13 protein-coding genes are annotated in these 15,439 nt (G+C 69.1%); 10 read left to right on the top strand and 3 right to left on the bottom strand.

Annotated elements, in window-relative coordinates; translation table 11 throughout:
- Nucleotides 1–119: 119 nt before the first annotated feature.
- From MRS60_RS32960 to MRS60_RS32925, 8 genes are all read left to right on the top strand, one after another.
- Nucleotides 120–1,604, top strand: a complete 1,485-nt coding sequence (locus MRS60_RS32960) for an MFS transporter (protein ID WP_243566915.1) — start codon at nt 120–122, stop codon at nt 1,602–1,604.
- A gap of 9 nt (nt 1,605–1,613) precedes the next feature.
- Nucleotides 1,614–2,201 (top strand): hydrolase, encoded by a 588-nt coding sequence (locus MRS60_RS32955; RefSeq protein WP_243566914.1) that lies wholly within the window; start codon nt 1,614–1,616, stop codon nt 2,199–2,201.
- 57 nt (nt 2,202–2,258) lie between these two features.
- A complete protein-coding gene (locus MRS60_RS32950; protein WP_034184649.1) occupies nt 2,259–3,422 on the top strand; it encodes a quinone oxidoreductase family protein in 1,164 nt (387 codons plus the stop codon).
- 102 nt (nt 3,423–3,524) lie between these two features.
- A complete protein-coding gene (locus MRS60_RS32945; protein WP_347814855.1) occupies nt 3,525–4,763 on the top strand; it encodes a CaiB/BaiF CoA transferase family protein in 1,239 nt (412 codons plus the stop codon).
- Nucleotides 4,760–5,632, top strand: coding sequence for an HpcH/HpaI aldolase/citrate lyase family protein (locus MRS60_RS32940; RefSeq protein ID WP_175747801.1), 873 nt, complete (start codon nt 4,760–4,762; stop codon nt 5,630–5,632). Before MRS60_RS32945 ends, MRS60_RS32940 begins: the two co-directional genes overlap by 4 nt.
- On the top strand, nt 5,629–7,122 hold the full coding sequence (locus tag MRS60_RS32935) for an MmgE/PrpD family protein (RefSeq protein WP_243566913.1): 1,494 nt from the start codon (nt 5,629–5,631) through the stop codon (nt 7,120–7,122). The genes MRS60_RS32940 and MRS60_RS32935 overlap by 4 nt, the downstream gene beginning before the upstream one ends.
- On the top strand, nt 7,119–8,138 hold the full coding sequence (locus MRS60_RS32930) for a cyclase family protein (protein WP_243566912.1): 1,020 nt from the start codon (nt 7,119–7,121) through the stop codon (nt 8,136–8,138). The genes MRS60_RS32935 and MRS60_RS32930 overlap by 4 nt, the downstream gene beginning before the upstream one ends.
- 291 nt (nt 8,139–8,429) lie before the next feature.
- Nucleotides 8,430–9,359: a LysR family transcriptional regulator gene (locus MRS60_RS32925; RefSeq protein ID WP_034184648.1), complete on the top strand. Its 930-nt coding sequence runs from the start codon at nt 8,430–8,432 to the stop codon at nt 9,357–9,359.
- A gap of 21 nt (nt 9,360–9,380) precedes the next feature.
- Here the strand turns inward: MRS60_RS32925 and MRS60_RS32920 are convergent, their stop codons facing one another.
- From MRS60_RS32920 to MRS60_RS32910, 3 genes are all read right to left on the bottom strand, one after another.
- Complete coding sequence (locus MRS60_RS32920) at nt 9,381–10,859, bottom strand: MmgE/PrpD family protein (protein ID WP_243566911.1); 1,479 nt, start codon at nt 10,857–10,859, stop codon at nt 9,381–9,383.
- A 45-nt stretch (nt 10,860–10,904) separates the two neighbouring features.
- Nucleotides 10,905–11,987 (bottom strand): porin, encoded by a 1,083-nt coding sequence (locus MRS60_RS32915; protein ID WP_243566910.1) that lies wholly within the window; start codon nt 11,985–11,987, stop codon nt 10,905–10,907.
- Between the two features lie 193 nt (nt 11,988–12,180).
- Nucleotides 12,181–13,083: an HpcH/HpaI aldolase/citrate lyase family protein gene (locus tag MRS60_RS32910; protein ID WP_243566909.1), complete on the bottom strand. Its 903-nt coding sequence runs from the start codon at nt 13,081–13,083 to the stop codon at nt 12,181–12,183.
- Nucleotides 13,084–13,314: 231 nt separating this feature from the next.
- Between MRS60_RS32910 and MRS60_RS32905 the strand changes: the two genes are divergently transcribed.
- Nucleotides 13,315–14,079 (top strand): IclR family transcriptional regulator, encoded by a 765-nt coding sequence (locus tag MRS60_RS32905; RefSeq protein WP_034184341.1) that lies wholly within the window; start codon nt 13,315–13,317, stop codon nt 14,077–14,079.
- 74 nt (nt 14,080–14,153) lie between these two features.
- The gene (locus MRS60_RS32900; protein WP_243566908.1) at nt 14,154–15,434 is read left to right on the top strand and encodes a CaiB/BaiF CoA transferase family protein; all 1,281 of its coding nucleotides are present in this window, start codon (nt 14,154–14,156) and stop codon (nt 15,432–15,434) included.
- The last annotated feature ends 5 nt before the right edge of the window (nt 15,435–15,439 follow it).

Raw genomic sequence — 15,439 nt, 5'->3', positions numbered from 1 at the left:
CATTCAAGCGACGAATGTGTGCATCGCAACAATCCATTTCATTCACGGCAATCGTAACGGTAAGGTGAACGCACGTTCGAATTTGATCGGGCGATGCGAATCCACCACGTGACGATGCCATGAAGACGAACCACGATCGACCTGCGCAAGCAACACCTTCGTCCCCCGGCGGCAATGCGCGCGCGACGGGCCTGCGCCTGCCGGGCAGGCTGGTGGGCCCGATCGTGCTCGGCACGCTACTCAACGCGCTGAACTCGTCGATGATCGCGGTCGCGCTCGTCAGCATCCAGCAGGCGTTCAACCCGCAGGGCGCCGCGCATGAACGCATCGACACGATGTGGCTCGTGTCGGGCCTTTATCTCGCGACGGCCGTCGGCCAGCCGACGATGGGGCGGCTCGCCGACCGGTTCGGCGCGAAGCGGATCTTCTGCATCGGCCTCACGATCGTCTTGATCGCGTCCGCGCTCGCGCCGTTCGCGCCGTCGCTCGGGTGGTTGATCGCGTCACGCATCGCGCTCGGCATCGGCACGTCCGCCGCGTATCCTGCCGGCATGGCGATGATCCGCACGTGGTCGCAGCGGCATGCGAACGGCGCGACGCCGACGGGCGGCCTCGGCGCGATCTCGGTCGCGGCGCAGGTGGCCGTCGCGTTCGGGCCGCCGCTCGGCGGCGCGCTCGTGCAGTTCGCCGGCTGGCGTGCGATCTTCTGGATCAACGTGCCGATCGTGCTGCTGGCCTTCGTGCTGGCATGGCTGTGGATTCCGGCCGATGTCGTCCCGCGCGGCGCGCAGCAACGCCGCACGCTGCGGGGCACGCTGATGGAGCTGGACCTGCCGGGCGTCGCGCTGTTCATCCTGACGCTCACGAGCCTGCTGCTGTTCCTGCAATCGGTGTCGCGCGAGCCCGACTGGCTGCTGCTCGTCGCGACGCTGGTGCTGTGCCCGTTGCTGGTCCGGCGCGAGCGGCTGGCCGCAACGCCGCTGATCGACATCCGCATGCTGAGCGACAACCGTGCGCTCACGAGCACGTACCTGCGCTGCGTCGGCACCTACGCGGTGTTCTACGCGATCTTCTATGCACTGCCGATGTGGCTGCAGGAGGCCAAGCGCCTGTCCGCCGCCGATGCCGGCCTCGTGATGCTGCCGATCGCCGCGGTCGGCACGGTGGCGACGATGCTTGCGACCCGCGTCGCGCACCGTCACGGCTCGCGGCCGGTGCTGATCATCGGCTCCGCGATGCTGTGCATCGGCAGCGTCGTGATGAGCCTGCTCACCAGCGCGATGCCGGTCTGGTCGATCGTGCTGCTGTCGATCGTGTTCGGCGTGCCGAACGGCTTCAACAATCTCGGCAACCAGGCAGCGCTCTACCAGAGCGCGCCGCACGACCGGATCGGCACGGCCTCGGGGCTGTACCGCACCGCGCAGTACGTCGGCGGCAGCCTGTCGTTTGCGCTCGTCGGGCTGGCGCTCGGTCATCCGGCGAGCGATCGCGGCCTGCGCGAGCTGGCCATCGTCCTGGCGGTCATCAGCGTGCTGCTGCTGCTCAACGCGGCATCGAGCCGGCACCTGGATGCCGCCGCTTCTTCCATCTCCCAACAGAAGTGAGGTTTCTACATGTCCATTCCGACGCTCAATCGCACGGTCGCGCTGGTCGCCATCGATCTGCAGAACGGCATCGTGTCGCTGCCGGTCGTGCCCTACACCGGCGCGCAGGTCGTGGCGAAGACGGTCGAGCTCGCGACCGCGTTCCGCGCGCTGCAGCTGCCCGTCATCTACGTGCACACGAGCTACCAGCCGGACGGCGGCGTGGCGCTGAAGGTCAGGACGGATGCGCCGTCGGCGCCGCCGAATCTCGATCCCGAATGGAGCGCGTTCGCGCCGGCGCTCGGCGTGGGGCCGTCCGACCTCGTCGTGACGAAGCACCAGTGGGGCGCGTTCACCGGCACCGATCTCGACGTGCAGCTGCGCCGGCGCGGCATCACGGACATCGTGCTGACCGGAATCGCGACCAACATCGGCGTCGAATCGACGGCGCGCCAGGCATACGAGAACAACTACAACGTCGTCGTCGTCAGCGACGCGGTCAGCACATCGTCCGCCGACGCGCAGCACTTCGCGCTGACGCAGATCTTCCCGAAGCTCGGGCAGGTCGCCGCGACGGCCGACGTGGAGGCGGCACTGGAGCAGGCGTATTCGCGCTGAACGAGGCGGCGGGTTCGGCGTGCACATTCATACAGAGTCATTTAACGAGGCATGACGATGATCAAGACCGATGCATGGGTTCTCTACGCAGGACCGGAACCGAGCAGGAAGCAGGCGCCCGTGGCGGGCGAGCTGCGTCGCGAAACCTTCGAATTCTCCGATCTGGAGGCCGACGAGGTGCTGGTCGAGCCGCTGTACGGATCGTGGGAAGCGAACCTCGACCACGCGCTGTCGCGCAATCCGGTCGACATCTGCCGGCAGCGCCGCGAGGACAAGATCGTGCTCGGCAACGGTGCGCTGGTGCGCATCGTCGAGCGCGGCAGCGGCGTGAAGACGCTGAAGGAAGGCGAGATCTGCATGGTGATGCCGTTCGGCAAGCGCGACGAATACGGATTCGCCGAGCTCGTCTATGCGTACGACGCGCCGGGCACGATCGGCGTGATGGCGCAGCGGACCAAGATGCGCGCCGACAACCTCGTGGCGGTGCCGACGGACAGCCGGCATTCGCTGCTGCAATGGGCGACGTACGGCCGCTACTTCACCGCGTGGGACAACTGGAAGGTGGCGTCGGCGTGCTGGCGCTCGCAGCTGCCGGACGTCGATCCGGCCGACTACCTGGTGTTCGGCTGGGGCGGCGGCACGACGCTCGCCGAACTGCAACTCGCGAAGCGCGAGGGTTTTCGCGTCGCGATGACGGCGAGCAACGACCGGCGCCTGGAGGATCTCGCGAAACTCGGCATCACGCCGGTCGATCGCCGCAAGTTCCCGAATCTCGCGTATGACGACGAGCGCTACAAGACCGATCCCGAGTACCAGGCGAGCTATCGCGAGTCTGAGCGCGTGTTCGCGGAGACGATCGCGGAACTGAGCGGCGGCCGCGGCGTCGCGATCTTCCTCGACAACCTCGGCGGCGCACTGTATCGCGCGACGATGCGCGTGGTCGGCCGCACCGGCATCGTCACGACGGTCGGCTGGAAGACCGGGATGCGCCTGTGGAACCTGCGCGCGACGGAATGCATCAACCGCCGCCTGCACATCCACACGCATGCGTGGCGCTACGACGACAGCATCACGATCCGCGACTTCCAGGAAACGAGCGGCTGGATCGGCCAGGAGCCGACCGAGATCTTCGATTTCGACGAGGTGCCGAAGCTCGCGTCCGACTACCTGAACGGAAAGATCCAGACGTATTTCCCGATCTACCGGATCAACGCCGTCTGAGCGGCAGGTTGCGCGCCGCGCCCGCATCGCTGCACGACGATTAGTCATGCAGACGATGTCGGCGCGCGGCGCGCCGTGCAATCCATCTGACTGGAGAACGGCATGGCCACTGTGGAAATCGGGGACGTCGACGCCGGCGCGGCGCCGGACGCGTCCAAACCGGCGCCGCTCGACGGCATTCGCGTGATCGACGCCGCGACGCTGTTCGCGGGCCCGCTCGCGGCGACGATGCTCGCGGACTACGGCGCCGACGTGATCAAGGTCGAGCATCCGGACGGCGATCCGGCGCGCAAGTACGGCGCGCGGCGCGACGACGTGCCGTTGTGGTGGAAGGTGCTCGCGCGCAACAAGCGGGCGGTCACGCTGAATCTCGGCACGGCCGACGGCCAGCGGATCTTTCGCGAGCTGGCGGCGCAGGCGGACGTGGTCGTCGAGAATTTCCGGCCCGGCACGCTCGAACGCTGGGGGCTCGGCTACGACGTGCTGTCCGCGCTCAACCCGCGGCTCGTGCTCGTGCGGGTGACGGGCTTCGGCCAGTTCGGCCCGTATGCGAGCCGTCCGGGCTTCGGCACGCTGGCCGAGGCGATGAGCGGGCTCGCGTCGATCACCGGCGACGCGGACGGGCCGCCGCTGCTGCCGTCGTTCCCGCTCGCCGACACGGTCGCGGGGCTGACCGCCGCGTTTGCGATCATGACCGCGCTGAAGGCGCGCGAGCGCACCGGGCGCGGCCAGGTCGTCGATCTCGCGATCATCGAGACGATGCTCGCGGCGATGGGCGCGCAGGTCGCAAGCTACGACCAGACGGGCCGGGTGCCCGAGCGCACCGGCAATCGCTCGCCGAACAATTCGCCGCGCGGCGTCTACCGCACGTCGGACGGTAAATGGGTCGCGCTGTCGACGTCGGCGCACAGCATCGCCGAGCGCGTGATGCGCCTCGTCGGCCGCGCGGACCTGATCGACGAACCCTGGTTCGCGAACGGCGCCGAGCGCGCGAAGCATGCGGACGAGCTGGATGCGGCGGTCGGCGGCTGGATCGGGCAGCGCACGCGCGACGACGTGATCGCCGAATTCGAGCGCGCGCAGGCGGCGGTCGCGCCGATCTACGACGTCGCCGACGTGCTGCGCGATCCGCAGTACGCGGCGCTCGGCTCGATCGTGTCGGTGCCCGACGCGGAGCTCGGCGCGTTCCGCACGCACAACGTGCCGTTCCGGCTGTCCGACACGCCCGGCGCGATCCGTTGGGGCGGGCCTGCGCGCGGCACGCACAACGACGAAGTATTCGGCGCATTGGGACTGGAGCGGCGCGAGATTGCCGATTTGACCGAGCGGGGAATCATATGAAAACCAGCGCAACTTACCGCAGTTACCTTTACGTGCCCGCGCACAAGGCGCAGGTGGTGGAAAAGGCGTATGCAAGCGAAGCCGATGCCGTCGTGCTCGACCTCGAGGATGCCGTGCCGGCCAGCCACAAGGCCGACGCACGCGAGGCGGCCGCCGCGATTCTCGCGGAAGGTCCGCCGAAGCCGACGTACGTGCGGATCAACCCGATCGGCAGCCCGTGGTGCCGCGACGACGTCGAAGCGATCGCGCAGCCCGCGCTGCAGGCGCTGCGCCTGCCGAAATGCGACCTGCCGCAGCAAATCCAGGAAGTCGCGGGCTGGCTCGACGCGCTCGGCTGCGATGCGGGCATCCAGATCCTGATCGAGTCGGCGTACGGCGTCGAGACGGCTTACCAGCTCGCGACCGCGTCGCCGCGGCTCGAACGGATCGGGCTCGGCGAGAGCGACCTGCGCGCGGATCTGCAGATCGGCGTCGACAACTTCACGCTCGAGGTGTGCCGTGCGCGCTGCGTGGTCGCGTCGCGCGCGGCGGGGCTGAACGGGCCGATCCAGACCGTCTATCACACGCTGCCCGATCTCGACGGGCTGAAGGAGTCGACGCTGCGCGCGAAATCGATGGGGTTCCTCGGCCGTTTCGCGATCCATCCGTCGCAGCTTTCGGTGATCAACGAGGTGTTCACGCCGTCGGACGACGAGATCCGCGCGGCCGAGCGCGTGCTCGAGGCGGTCGATGCGGCGGCGGGCAAGGCCTCGGCGTCGTCGGTGTTCGTGCTGCCGGACGGCCGCGTGGTCGCGCCGCCGCTGATCGCCAACGCGCGCGTCACGCTCGCGCTCGCGAACAATCTTCGACTCAGTGGAGCACTGGCATGAGCACACCCGACACGCTTTCCGGTCCGGCGGCGGCCGCTGATCCGGCCGCACCGAACCGGCCCGCGCCGCCCGACGGCATCGTCGGCGCGCTCGGCCGCTTCGCGGCGGAGGTGCGCGCCGAAGGGCTGGATCGCAGGCTGCGCGTCGAGGCCGCCGCGCGCGTGCTCGACGTGGTCGGCAACAGCCTGATCGCGCACGACGAACCGGTCGCGCAGTCGGTGCTGCAGGTCGCGCGGCGCTGGGCCGGCTCGGGCCCGGCGAGCGTGATCGGCGCGCCCGATCGGCTGCCGGCCGCGAGCGCCGCGCTGGTCAACGGCACGCTCGCGCATGCGATGGATTTCGACGATTCGCACATGCGGTCGGTGCTGCATCCGAGCGCGTCCGTGATTCCGGCCGCGCTCGCCGCCGCGCAGGCGAGCGGCGCGTCGGGCGCGGCGCTGCTCGATGCGATCACGGTCGGCACCGAGATATGCATCCGGCTCGGCGTCGCCGCTTACAACGAGCGGCTCGGCAATTCGGTGTTCTTCGAGCGCGGCCAGCACGCGACGTCGATCTGCGGCACGGTCGGCGCGGCGGCGGCCGCGGCGATGCTGCTCGGGCTCGACGCCGCGCAGATCGCGGCGGCGCTCGGCATTGCCGCGAGCATGGGCGCGGGCCTGCTCGAAGCGAACCGCACCGGCGGCTCGGTGAAGCGGATCCACTGCGGCTGGGCGGCGCACGCGGGCGTGAGCGCGGCGGAACTGGCAGGCGCGGGCGTGACCGCGCCGCCGACCGCGCTCGAAGGCCGCTTCGGCTTCTTCTACGCGTGGTGCGGCGACCTCGCCGACGTCGACGCGGTGCTGCGCGACCTGGGCGACGAATGGGAGACGAGCCGGATCATCTTCAAGCCGTATCCGTGCAACCACTTCACGCATCCGGGCATCGACGCGGCGCTGCAACTGAAGGCGCAAGGCGTGACGGCGGACGACGTGGTGGCGGCCGAGCTGCGGGTCGCGACGTCGACGCTGCGCACGATCGGCGAGCCGGCGGAGCTGAAGGCGAATCCGCCGAACGGTTATGCGGCGGCGTTCTCGGGGCCGTACACGGTCGCGGCGGCGCTGCTCGGCGGCGGCGGGCTCGGCGTCTGGTTCGACGATTTCGGCGACGCGCTTGCGCGGGACCCCGCCCGGCGCGCGCTGGCCGCGAAGGTGCGCTGCGTGGCCGATCCGTGGTGCGACGCGCGCTTCCCGACTTTCCTGCCGGCCGTGCTGCGCGTCGAGTTGCGCGACGGGCAGGTGCGCGAGGCGCGGATCGAGTCGAGCAAGGGCACGAATTCGCGGCCGCTGACCGAACAGGAGCTCACCGCGAAATTCGTGCTGGCGGCGAGTTCGGCGCTCGGCATGACGCGCGCGCTCGCGCTGCGCGACGCGGTGCAGGCGCTCGCCGACGATGCGCCGCTCGACGCGCTCGCGGCGCTGACGTCAGACACTGAAGGAGGGCACCGATCTTGAATGCACCGCGCTGGAAAAAGCGGCCGCCCGGCTCGAACTGGGGCGATTTCGGTCCCGACGATCAGAAGGGGCGGCTGAACTGGCTGACGCCGGACAAGGTGCGGCAGGGCGCAGCCGAGGTCCGGGAAGGGCGGTCGTTCTCGCTGAGCCTGCCGCTCGACGTACCGCGCGGCGGCGGGCTGAACGCGCGGCGCCGGCCGCCGGCGATCATGCCGGCGCTGCTCGGCGGCAAGCCGTACTTCGGCTATCGCGCGGACGAACAGGTTGCGAACGCAACCGATGTGGTCTGCGACGATTCGTTCTGCATGCACTCGCAGTTCTCGACGCAGTGGGACGGCCTGTCGCACGTGGGCGGCCTGTTCGACGCGGACGACGACGGCGTGCCTGAAATCGTGTTCTACAACGGTTTCCGGATGGGCGAGCATCTGCGGGTGCCGCAGGAAGGCGACGCGACGGGCGGCGCGCGCGCGCTCGGCATCGAGGTGATGGCGCAGACGGGCGTGCAGGGGCGCGGCGTGCTGATCGACCTGCGGCGTCATTTCGGCGACGCGCGCACGAAGGTCGGCTTCGCGCAGCTGATGCAGGTGATGGACGCGGACCGCGTGCAGGTCGAGCGCGGCGACATCGTCTGCCTTCACACCGGCTTCGCTGATCTGCTGCTGAACGACGACGGCGGATCGCCGGCGACGGTTGCAAGCGCGTGCGTGCTGGACAGCAGCGATGCGCGGCTGCTGCAATGGATCGACGAATCGGGGCTGGCCGCGCTCGTGGCCGACAACCATGCGATCGAGGAACGTCCGCAGCATGCGCAGCCGCTCGCGCAACCGGGCGCACTAATGCCGCTGCACGAGCTGTGCCTGTTCAAGATCGGCATTCACCTCGGCGAGCTGTGGCACCTGACGCCGCTCGCGAACTGGCTGCATGCGCACCGTCGGAACCGGTTTCTGCTGACCGCGCCGCCACTGCATATCCGCGGCCTGGTCGGCGCGCCGGTGAATCCCGTCGCGACCGTTTGAGCGTGCGGGCGGCCGTGGCGGCGGCCGCCCGCACTTTTTTTGCAGCGCGACCGGCTTGCGCAAAGTGCGAATTCAATTGCCGATTGACAAGGTATTCAGAAGAATCGACGCGAAACGGGCAATTTAATTTAAAACCATAAATAATATCGTCCGTTATCTAAAAAATATCGACAAGTCAAGATTGGACTATTCTTGTGCATTGCACTAAATATCAGGGGATTGCTCCGATTGCGGAATTTCGCAATCGCGATCGGAGGCGGTGATTAACCTGTTTAGTGGATGGTCGCAAACATGAATCTACGTTCGATCGATTTGAATCTGCTGGTCATACTCGATGCGCTGCTGACGGAGAAACAGGTCACGCGGGCCGGCCAGAAGGTCGGCCTCACGCAGCCGGCCGTCAGCAACGCGCTGGCGCGGCTGCGGTTCGTGTTCAAGGACGAGATCCTGGCGCGCACCGCGGTCGGCATGGAATTGACGCCGCGTGCGCAGGCGCTGGCCATGCCGATTCGACAGATCATGCAACAAATCGAGGAATTATTTGAATCGGATTATCAATTCAATCCTATTACGTCCGAGCGCCATTTTACGGTGCGCATGTCGGATCTCACCGAATTGCTTTTGCTGCCGGCCCTGCTGCGCTGCATGCGCCTGACCAGCCCGAATATCGGCATGGACGTCGTGCACATGAGCGCCGCCAAGACCGCCGACGCGCTCGAATCGGGGCTGCTCGACCTGGCGGTCAGCGCGGGCCTCGAACATTCGGGCACGCTGTCGTCGCAAACCGTGTTTCATGACCGGATGGTCTGCGTGATGAGCCGCAGTCATCCGGACGCGGGCAGGCCGCTGACGCTCGAACGGTTTCTCGCGCTCGACTTCCTCAACGTGACGATCAACCCGGTCGACCACAGCCTGGTCGACAACCTGCTCGCGAACATGAACTGTACGCGGCGCATCGCGCTCAACGTGCCGCACTGGCTCGTCGTGCCGAACATGCTGGATGCGCTGCCGTACGCGGTGATCATGTCGGAGCGGCATGCGGTCAGCCTCGACGATGCGCGGCTCGTGATCCGCGAACTGCCGCTCGCGATGGAGCCCGTCGCGTGGTCGCTGTACTGGCACCGCCGCTACGACGGCAGCAACGCGCACGCGTGGCTGCGCGGCCGCATCGTCGAGGTCGCGGAAGCGCTCGAGCGGCACGGCGTCGCGGCGGAGGCTTAGCGTGAGCCGCCCCGCGGCCGTTCATGCGAGTCGGCCGACGACGAGCAGCGGCGGCAGCGTCGCGACGTCGGGCTGCTCGTCGAGCCGCCACAGATAATCGAGCGCCGCGCGGATCTGCGTCGGGCTCCAGTGCCGCCGGCAGTTCTTCGCGAACTTCGCGTCGTAGTCGTCGCGCCGCATCGGCCGCGTCGGCGAGCCGGGCAGGTCGTCCACCTGTTTCGCGCAGGTCGTGCCGTCTTCGCACACGGCCGTCACCCGGTTCGGCGCCTGCGCCGGATAGCGGGCGGTCAGCGCCGGGTCCTCGTGCACCGTGATCCGCTCGATCAGCGCGCGCAGCGCCGGATCGCGCAGCGCGTCGTGCCGGTAGCTCTCGGTCGTGATGTCGCCGTCGAGCATTGCGCGCGCCACGATGTACGGCAGGCTGTGATCGGCGGTCTCGTGGGTCGACGGCGCCCATTTCTCGCGGTCGCGGCCGGCTGTCACGTAGCCCACTTCGGTCGTATGGATCTCGATGCGCCGGATGCGGCGCAGGTCGCCGACCTGCGCGGCGACGTCGAGCGCGGCCGGAATCGCGGTTTGCGTGAGCCCTTGCGCGGGATAGAACTTCACGAAGCACTTGCCGATCCGGAACGCGCCGCCGCGCCCGCCGAATTCGCGCGTGTCGACGGCGAACGGCCCGGACACCTGCGGAAAGAACCCCGCCATGCCTTCGAAGATCGGTGACGGGCCGGTCAGCCCGGCGCGTGCGAGCTGCGTCGAGAACACCGCGTTGCGCGCCGCGTCCGCATCGGCGAGCGCCTTCCAGTTCGACAGCTGCTGGACGCGCGTCTGGTTCAGCGCGAGATGGCTGTTGATCGACAGGTTCACCGCCTGCACCAGCTGCGGCGCGGGCATGCGCATCAGCTTGCCCGCAGCGAGCGCGACCGCGGGCAGGCTGTAGCACGTGTGGTCCCAGCCGCGCGGGCTGATCGCGGCGGCGTCCATCAGCCGGCACGAAATCTCGTACGCGATCGCGATCGACAGGATCAAGTCGCGGCCGTTCGCATGCTGCGCTTCGGCGACGGCGAGGCACGCGGACATGTTGTCGCTCGGATGGCCGGTCTCCTTGCCGGCGTACGCGTCGTTGAAATCGTAGTAGCGCAGCGCGGTGCCGGTCGCGAACGCGGCGAGATCGGGGCTCGTGCGCCGGTTCGTGCCGACGATCGTCGACACGCCGCCCGGCGACGCGAGCGCCGCGTCGCGCGCGATCCGCACCGGGCGTTCGTCGTGCGCGGCGATCGCGCAGCCGAGCGCATCGATCAGGTGCGCCTTGATCGTGTCGATCGTCGCTGCGTCGAGGTCGCGATACTGCAGCCCGGCCGCGTAGTCGGCGAGCTGTTGCGCGAGATCCGGGCGGTCGGCGGTTGCGCCGGCGGCCGGTAGCGTGCCGGCGCGGGCGTGGGCGAGCGGCAGCGCGAGTGCCGCGCCGGTCAGCGTGGAAAGGAAGTGGCGGCGGTTCATGGTGAGAGGACTCCGAAGGTTCCTGATACTGGGGGAGAGGCGAGTTCAGAACAGCCTGCGCAGGCCGAGTGCTGCGCCCGCGCTGCCGGCGCGGTCGGCGGCCAGCGAGTAGTGGAGGAAGTTGTAGTTGTAATTGTCGAAATCGAGCGCGGCGCGGCGCGCGTAGCCGGCCGCCAGGTACAGCGTGACGGCTTTCGACAGCAAGTAGTTCAACTGCAGCGTGACCTGCTGCGGGTTGGCCGGGTGCGGCGCGGGCGTCTGCGCGTTCGGCGGATTCTGCGCGCGGATGTCCTCGTAATAGAACGCGCCGATCGCCTGCAGATAAGGGGTGATCATGTAGCGCACACCGGCCCACCAGAACGTGTAGTTCGTCACGACCGACGGCGCGGCGACGCCGCTCTGGCCGTGCGTGACGCCGGCCAGCAGCTGCGCGCGGTCGACGGACACGATCGCGGCGGCGGCGTAGCGGCGGAAATGCGCGAAGCCGCCCGGCTGAGGCGTGTTGACGTTGTCGAACGCGGCAGCGAACGAGAAGGCGCCGCCGGCATAGTCGAAGCCGGCGCCGTAGGCGGCGTTCGACTGGAACGCGCCGGGCGTGCCGCCGAACGAATAGTGCGTTTCGAGCGTCAGCGAGCCGATCTTCGCCAGGTACTTGGCGACGTTGTTCTCGCGGAAGTTGACGCCGACGATCGCGCCGGCCGGCTCGTACAGCGTCGAGTACGCCCCCGTCGGCGAATAGCGCTCCATCACGTCGAACAGCGTCGAGTACTGGTGGCCGAGCCGCAGCGCGCCCCAGCGCTCGTGCTGCAGCCCGACCCACGCGGAGCGGTCGAAGCCGCCCGCGCCGGTGCCGGTGCCGTTGTTCAGGTTGATGCCGCTTTCGAGCCGGAACGCGGCCTGCCAGCCGCCGCCGAGCTCCTCGACGCCTTTCAGGCCCCAGCGCGAGCCGCTCTTGCCGCCCGACGCCATCCGCACGAGCGATGCCGACGACTTGTCTCCGGGCGCGGCCTGGTGGGTGAGGAATTCCGTATAGATGTCGGCCACGCCGTACAGCGTGATCGTGCTCTGCGCGCAGGCGCCGGCCGATACGAGGCCCAGTCCGCACAGTGCGGACATCCGCTTGCCCATGGCTTGTCTCCTTCCAGGGTTTGTTATTTATTTGAATGCGGCGCCGAGCCGGTCGAGCGGCGCGGCGGTGCTGCGGGGCGACGCTATCCGGGCCGGGCGGCGAACGGGCAGCGGCGCGGTGGAACGCACGCGTGCACCGCGCGCCGCGCGCTTGCGCAGGGATGACGCACGGCGATGAAGGGCGGCGCGCGCATCACCGGGGCACGCCGTCGGCACGCGCCTGCACGGCCGCGTGACGTGCGAGCACACGCTTCGCGCGGGCGACGCCGGGCGCGTCGACCATCCTGCCGTCGACGCGCAGCGCGCCGCGCCCGTTCGCACGCGCGTCGTCGTAGGCGGCCAGCACCGCGTTCGCGTCACGCACCGCGTCGTCGTCGGGCCGGAACGCGCGGTTGAGCGCGCCGACCTGCCGTGGATGGATGCAGGTTGCGCCTGCATAGCCGAGCTCCGCGGACGCGCGCGCGAGGCGCTCGAACGCGTCGAGATCGCGCAGCTCGTCGAGGCCGCCGATGAGGCCGAGCGGCAGGATGCCGGCGGCGCGCGCGGCGATGATCAGCAGCTGCTTCGGCACGCGCAGCACGTCGGCGCTTGCGCCGCTTTCGCAGTTCAGCGCGAAGTCGCCGCCGCCCAGCATCATCGCGACGACGCGCGGCGACGCCCGCGCGATCCGGTCCATCGCCTGGAACGCGCGCGGCGTCTCGACGATCGCGACGATCCGCGTGCCGCCGGGCGGCGCGCCGGTTTCCTCCTCGAGCGCAGCCAGCAGCTCGTCGATCGCCTCGACGTGCGAGCCGCCGCGCACCTTCGGCAGCACGACGCCGTCCACGCCGGCCCGGACGGCCGCGCGCAGGTCGGGCACCAGCAGGTCGAGCGGGCCGTTGGCACGCACCAGCACGTCGCGGCCCGGCGCGCGCAGCGCCGGCACGGCGTCGGCCAGCCCGTCGCGGGCGGCCTCCTTGCACGCGGGCGGGACGCTGTCCTCGAGATCGAGGATCAGCGCGTCGGCGTCGCTCGCGACGGCCGATGCGACGAAACGGGGGACGTGGGCGGGGACGTACAGCAGCGAGCGCCAGACGGGTTGAGGCGACGAATTCATCGTTGATCTCTAAAAATGAAAGTCACTTTCATTTTTGTGATGGATGAGGACATTCGTCAAGATTATCGTTAACGCCTAGTTTCAAAGGATGTTGCAAGAAGATGAGCGACCGAAGCTGCGCGGATTCATGTTGATGTCATCGATGATCTGCGTATAATGAAAGTGACTTTCATTTTTTGATGCCGGCAGCCGCGACGCGGCACGACTCTGCCGGCCTCGCACGAGGTGGACATGAACAAGGTGGAGACAAGCAATCCCGCAGAGGGCGGCGTGGCCGCGGTCAACCGCGCGCTGACCGCGCTGCTGGCGTTCGGCAACGCGCCCGGCGGGCTGATGCTCGCGCAGGTCAGCGAGGAGACGGGGCTCAACATGAGCACGCTGTTGCGGATGTTCGAGTCGCTCGAGCAGTTCCGCTTCATCAAGCGCCTGCCGGACGGGCGCTACGTGCTGGGGCCGGCCGTGTTCCAGCTCGGGATGATGTATCGCGAGTCGTTCCAGCTGCGCGAGTACGTGATGCCGATCCTGTCGAAGCTGTCGGCGGAAACCGGCGAGACGGCCGCGTTCTACGTGCGCGAAGGCGACCAGCGCGTGTGTCTGTTCCGCATCCAGGCGCAGCGCTCGGTGCGCACGCACCTGCGCGAGGGCGACCGCTTCCCGCTCGACGTCGGCGCGGCCGGGCGCGTGCTGCTCGCGTTCAGCGGCACGCGCGGCGGCGACTACGAGAAGACGGCCGAGCAGGGCTACGCGGTGTCGATCGCCGAGCGCGACCCTGAAAGCGCGGCGATCGCATGCCCGGCGTTCGGCGTCGGCCGCGTGCTGAGCGGCGCGATCTCGCTCGGCGTGCCGCGCTATCGCTTCAACAAGAAGGTGCTGGCCGACTACCTGCCGCGCGTGCAGGCAGCCGCAGCCGAGCTGACGCATGCGCTGGGCGGCGATCTGCCCGCCGCGGGCGCGGCGTTCCGCGCGGCCGACCAGCTCGGCGTGCTGCTCGAGTAACGCGGTGCGCGGCCGAGCGCGCGCCTGACCGGCATTCCGCATCGAACGACACACACACCAACCAGGAGACAAGCATGTTCGTTCCCGACCCGCAGGCCGCTCACGCGGCCGGCGCGCGCCGTCGCGCGTCCACCGGCCCGATCCATCCGAAACCGTTCGACGCCGGCGCGCAGGGGCCGCTCGCGGGCGTGCGCGTCGTCGACCTGTCGCGCCTGATGGCGGGCAACATGCTGAGCGTGCAGCTCGCCGATTTCGGCGCGGACGTCGTGAAGGTAGAGAGCGAGCGCGGCGATACGCTGCGCGCGGTCGGCGCGGGCGGGATCAGCACGAACTGGAAGGTGTACGGGCGCAACAAGCGCAGCGTGTGCGTCGACCTGCGCGCGCCCGAGGGGATCGACATCGTCCGCCGGCTGGTGCGCGACGCGGACGTGTTCGTCGAAAGCTTCAAGCCCGGTGTCGCCGAGAAGATGGGGCTCGGCCCGGACGACCTGCTCGCGATCCGGCCGGAACTGGTGATCGCGCGGATTTCCGGCTGGGGGCAGACGGGGCCGTACCGCCACAGGCCGGGCTTCGGCACGCTCGCGGAAGGGTACGCGGGGTTCGCGGCGATCAACGGCTTCGCCGACCGCGAGCCGGTGCTGCCGCCGATGTTCCTCGGCGACATGACGGCCGGGCTGTCCGGCGCGATCGCCGTGCTGGTCGCGCTGCATGCGCGCGATGCGCGCGGCGCGGCGGGGCAGGTGATCGACGTGTCGCTGTTCGAGCCGCTGCTGTCGATCCTAGGGCCGGCCGCCGCGAACTACGTGATGACCGGCGAGATCAAGGCGCGCACCGGCAGCCGCTCGTCGAACACCGCGCCGCGCAATGCGTATCGGACCCGCGACGGCAAGTGGCTGTGCCTGTCGAGTTCGACGCAGGCGATGGCCGAGCGGCTGTTCCGCGCGATCGGCCGCGCGGACCTGATTGACGATCCGCGCTATGCGACCAACGTGCAGCGCGTGCAGCACGCGGACGCGCTCGATACGATCGTCGGCGAATTCATCGCCGCGCGCGATCTCGACGCCAATCTCGCGTTCTTCGAGGAAGCCGGCGTAACGGTCGGGCCGATCCAGGACATCGCGCAGATCGTTCAGGATCACTATGTGATCGAGCGCGAGGCGCTCGTCGAGCTGCCGGACGACGACGTCGGCAGCCTGCCGATGCACAACATCACGCCGCGCCTGTCGGCCACGCCCGGCACGTTCCGCCGGCCGGCGCCCGCGCTCGGCGAGAACAATCGCGAGATTCTGCTGCCGCTGCTCGGCGAACGCGAATACGAGCGGCTCGCCGGGCTGGGCGTGATCCGCACGCGCTAGGCGCG

This window comes from Burkholderia pyrrocinia (assembly GCF_022809715.1).
GTDB classification, from domain to species: Bacteria; Pseudomonadota; Gammaproteobacteria; order Burkholderiales; family Burkholderiaceae; genus Burkholderia; species Burkholderia pyrrocinia_C.
Note: the sequence above shows the minus strand (reverse complement) of the source record. Positions and strands in the feature narration are given on the sequence as shown.

Bases quoted from the DNA above. Each gene is read 5' to 3' on its own strand.
- MRS60_RS32960 (WP_243566915.1), top strand. From the start codon at position 120: ATGAAGACGAACCACGATCGACCTGCGCAAGCAACACCTTCGTCCCCC.
- MRS60_RS32920 (WP_243566911.1), bottom strand. From the start codon at position 10,859: ATGAACCGCCGCCACTTCCTTTCCACGCTGACCGGCGCGGCACTCGCG.
- MRS60_RS32940 (WP_175747801.1), top strand. From the start codon at position 4,760: ATGAAAACCAGCGCAACTTACCGCAGTTACCTTTACGTGCCCGCGCAC.
- MRS60_RS32950 (WP_034184649.1), top strand. From the start codon at position 2,259: ATGATCAAGACCGATGCATGGGTTCTCTACGCAGGACCGGAACCGAGC.
- MRS60_RS32910 (WP_243566909.1), bottom strand. From the start codon at position 13,083: ATGAATTCGTCGCCTCAACCCGTCTGGCGCTCGCTGCTGTACGTCCCC.
- MRS60_RS32905 (WP_034184341.1), top strand. From the start codon at position 13,315: ATGAACAAGGTGGAGACAAGCAATCCCGCAGAGGGCGGCGTGGCCGCG.
- MRS60_RS32900 (WP_243566908.1), top strand. From the start codon at position 14,154: ATGTTCGTTCCCGACCCGCAGGCCGCTCACGCGGCCGGCGCGCGCCGT.
- MRS60_RS32955 (WP_243566914.1), top strand. From the start codon at position 1,614: ATGTCCATTCCGACGCTCAATCGCACGGTCGCGCTGGTCGCCATCGAT.
- MRS60_RS32935 (WP_243566913.1), top strand. From the start codon at position 5,629: ATGAGCACACCCGACACGCTTTCCGGTCCGGCGGCGGCCGCTGATCCG.
- MRS60_RS32915 (WP_243566910.1), bottom strand. From the start codon at position 11,987: ATGGGCAAGCGGATGTCCGCACTGTGCGGACTGGGCCTCGTATCGGCC.
- MRS60_RS32925 (WP_034184648.1), top strand. From the start codon at position 8,430: ATGAATCTACGTTCGATCGATTTGAATCTGCTGGTCATACTCGATGCG.
- MRS60_RS32945 (WP_347814855.1), top strand. From the start codon at position 3,525: ATGGCCACTGTGGAAATCGGGGACGTCGACGCCGGCGCGGCGCCGGAC.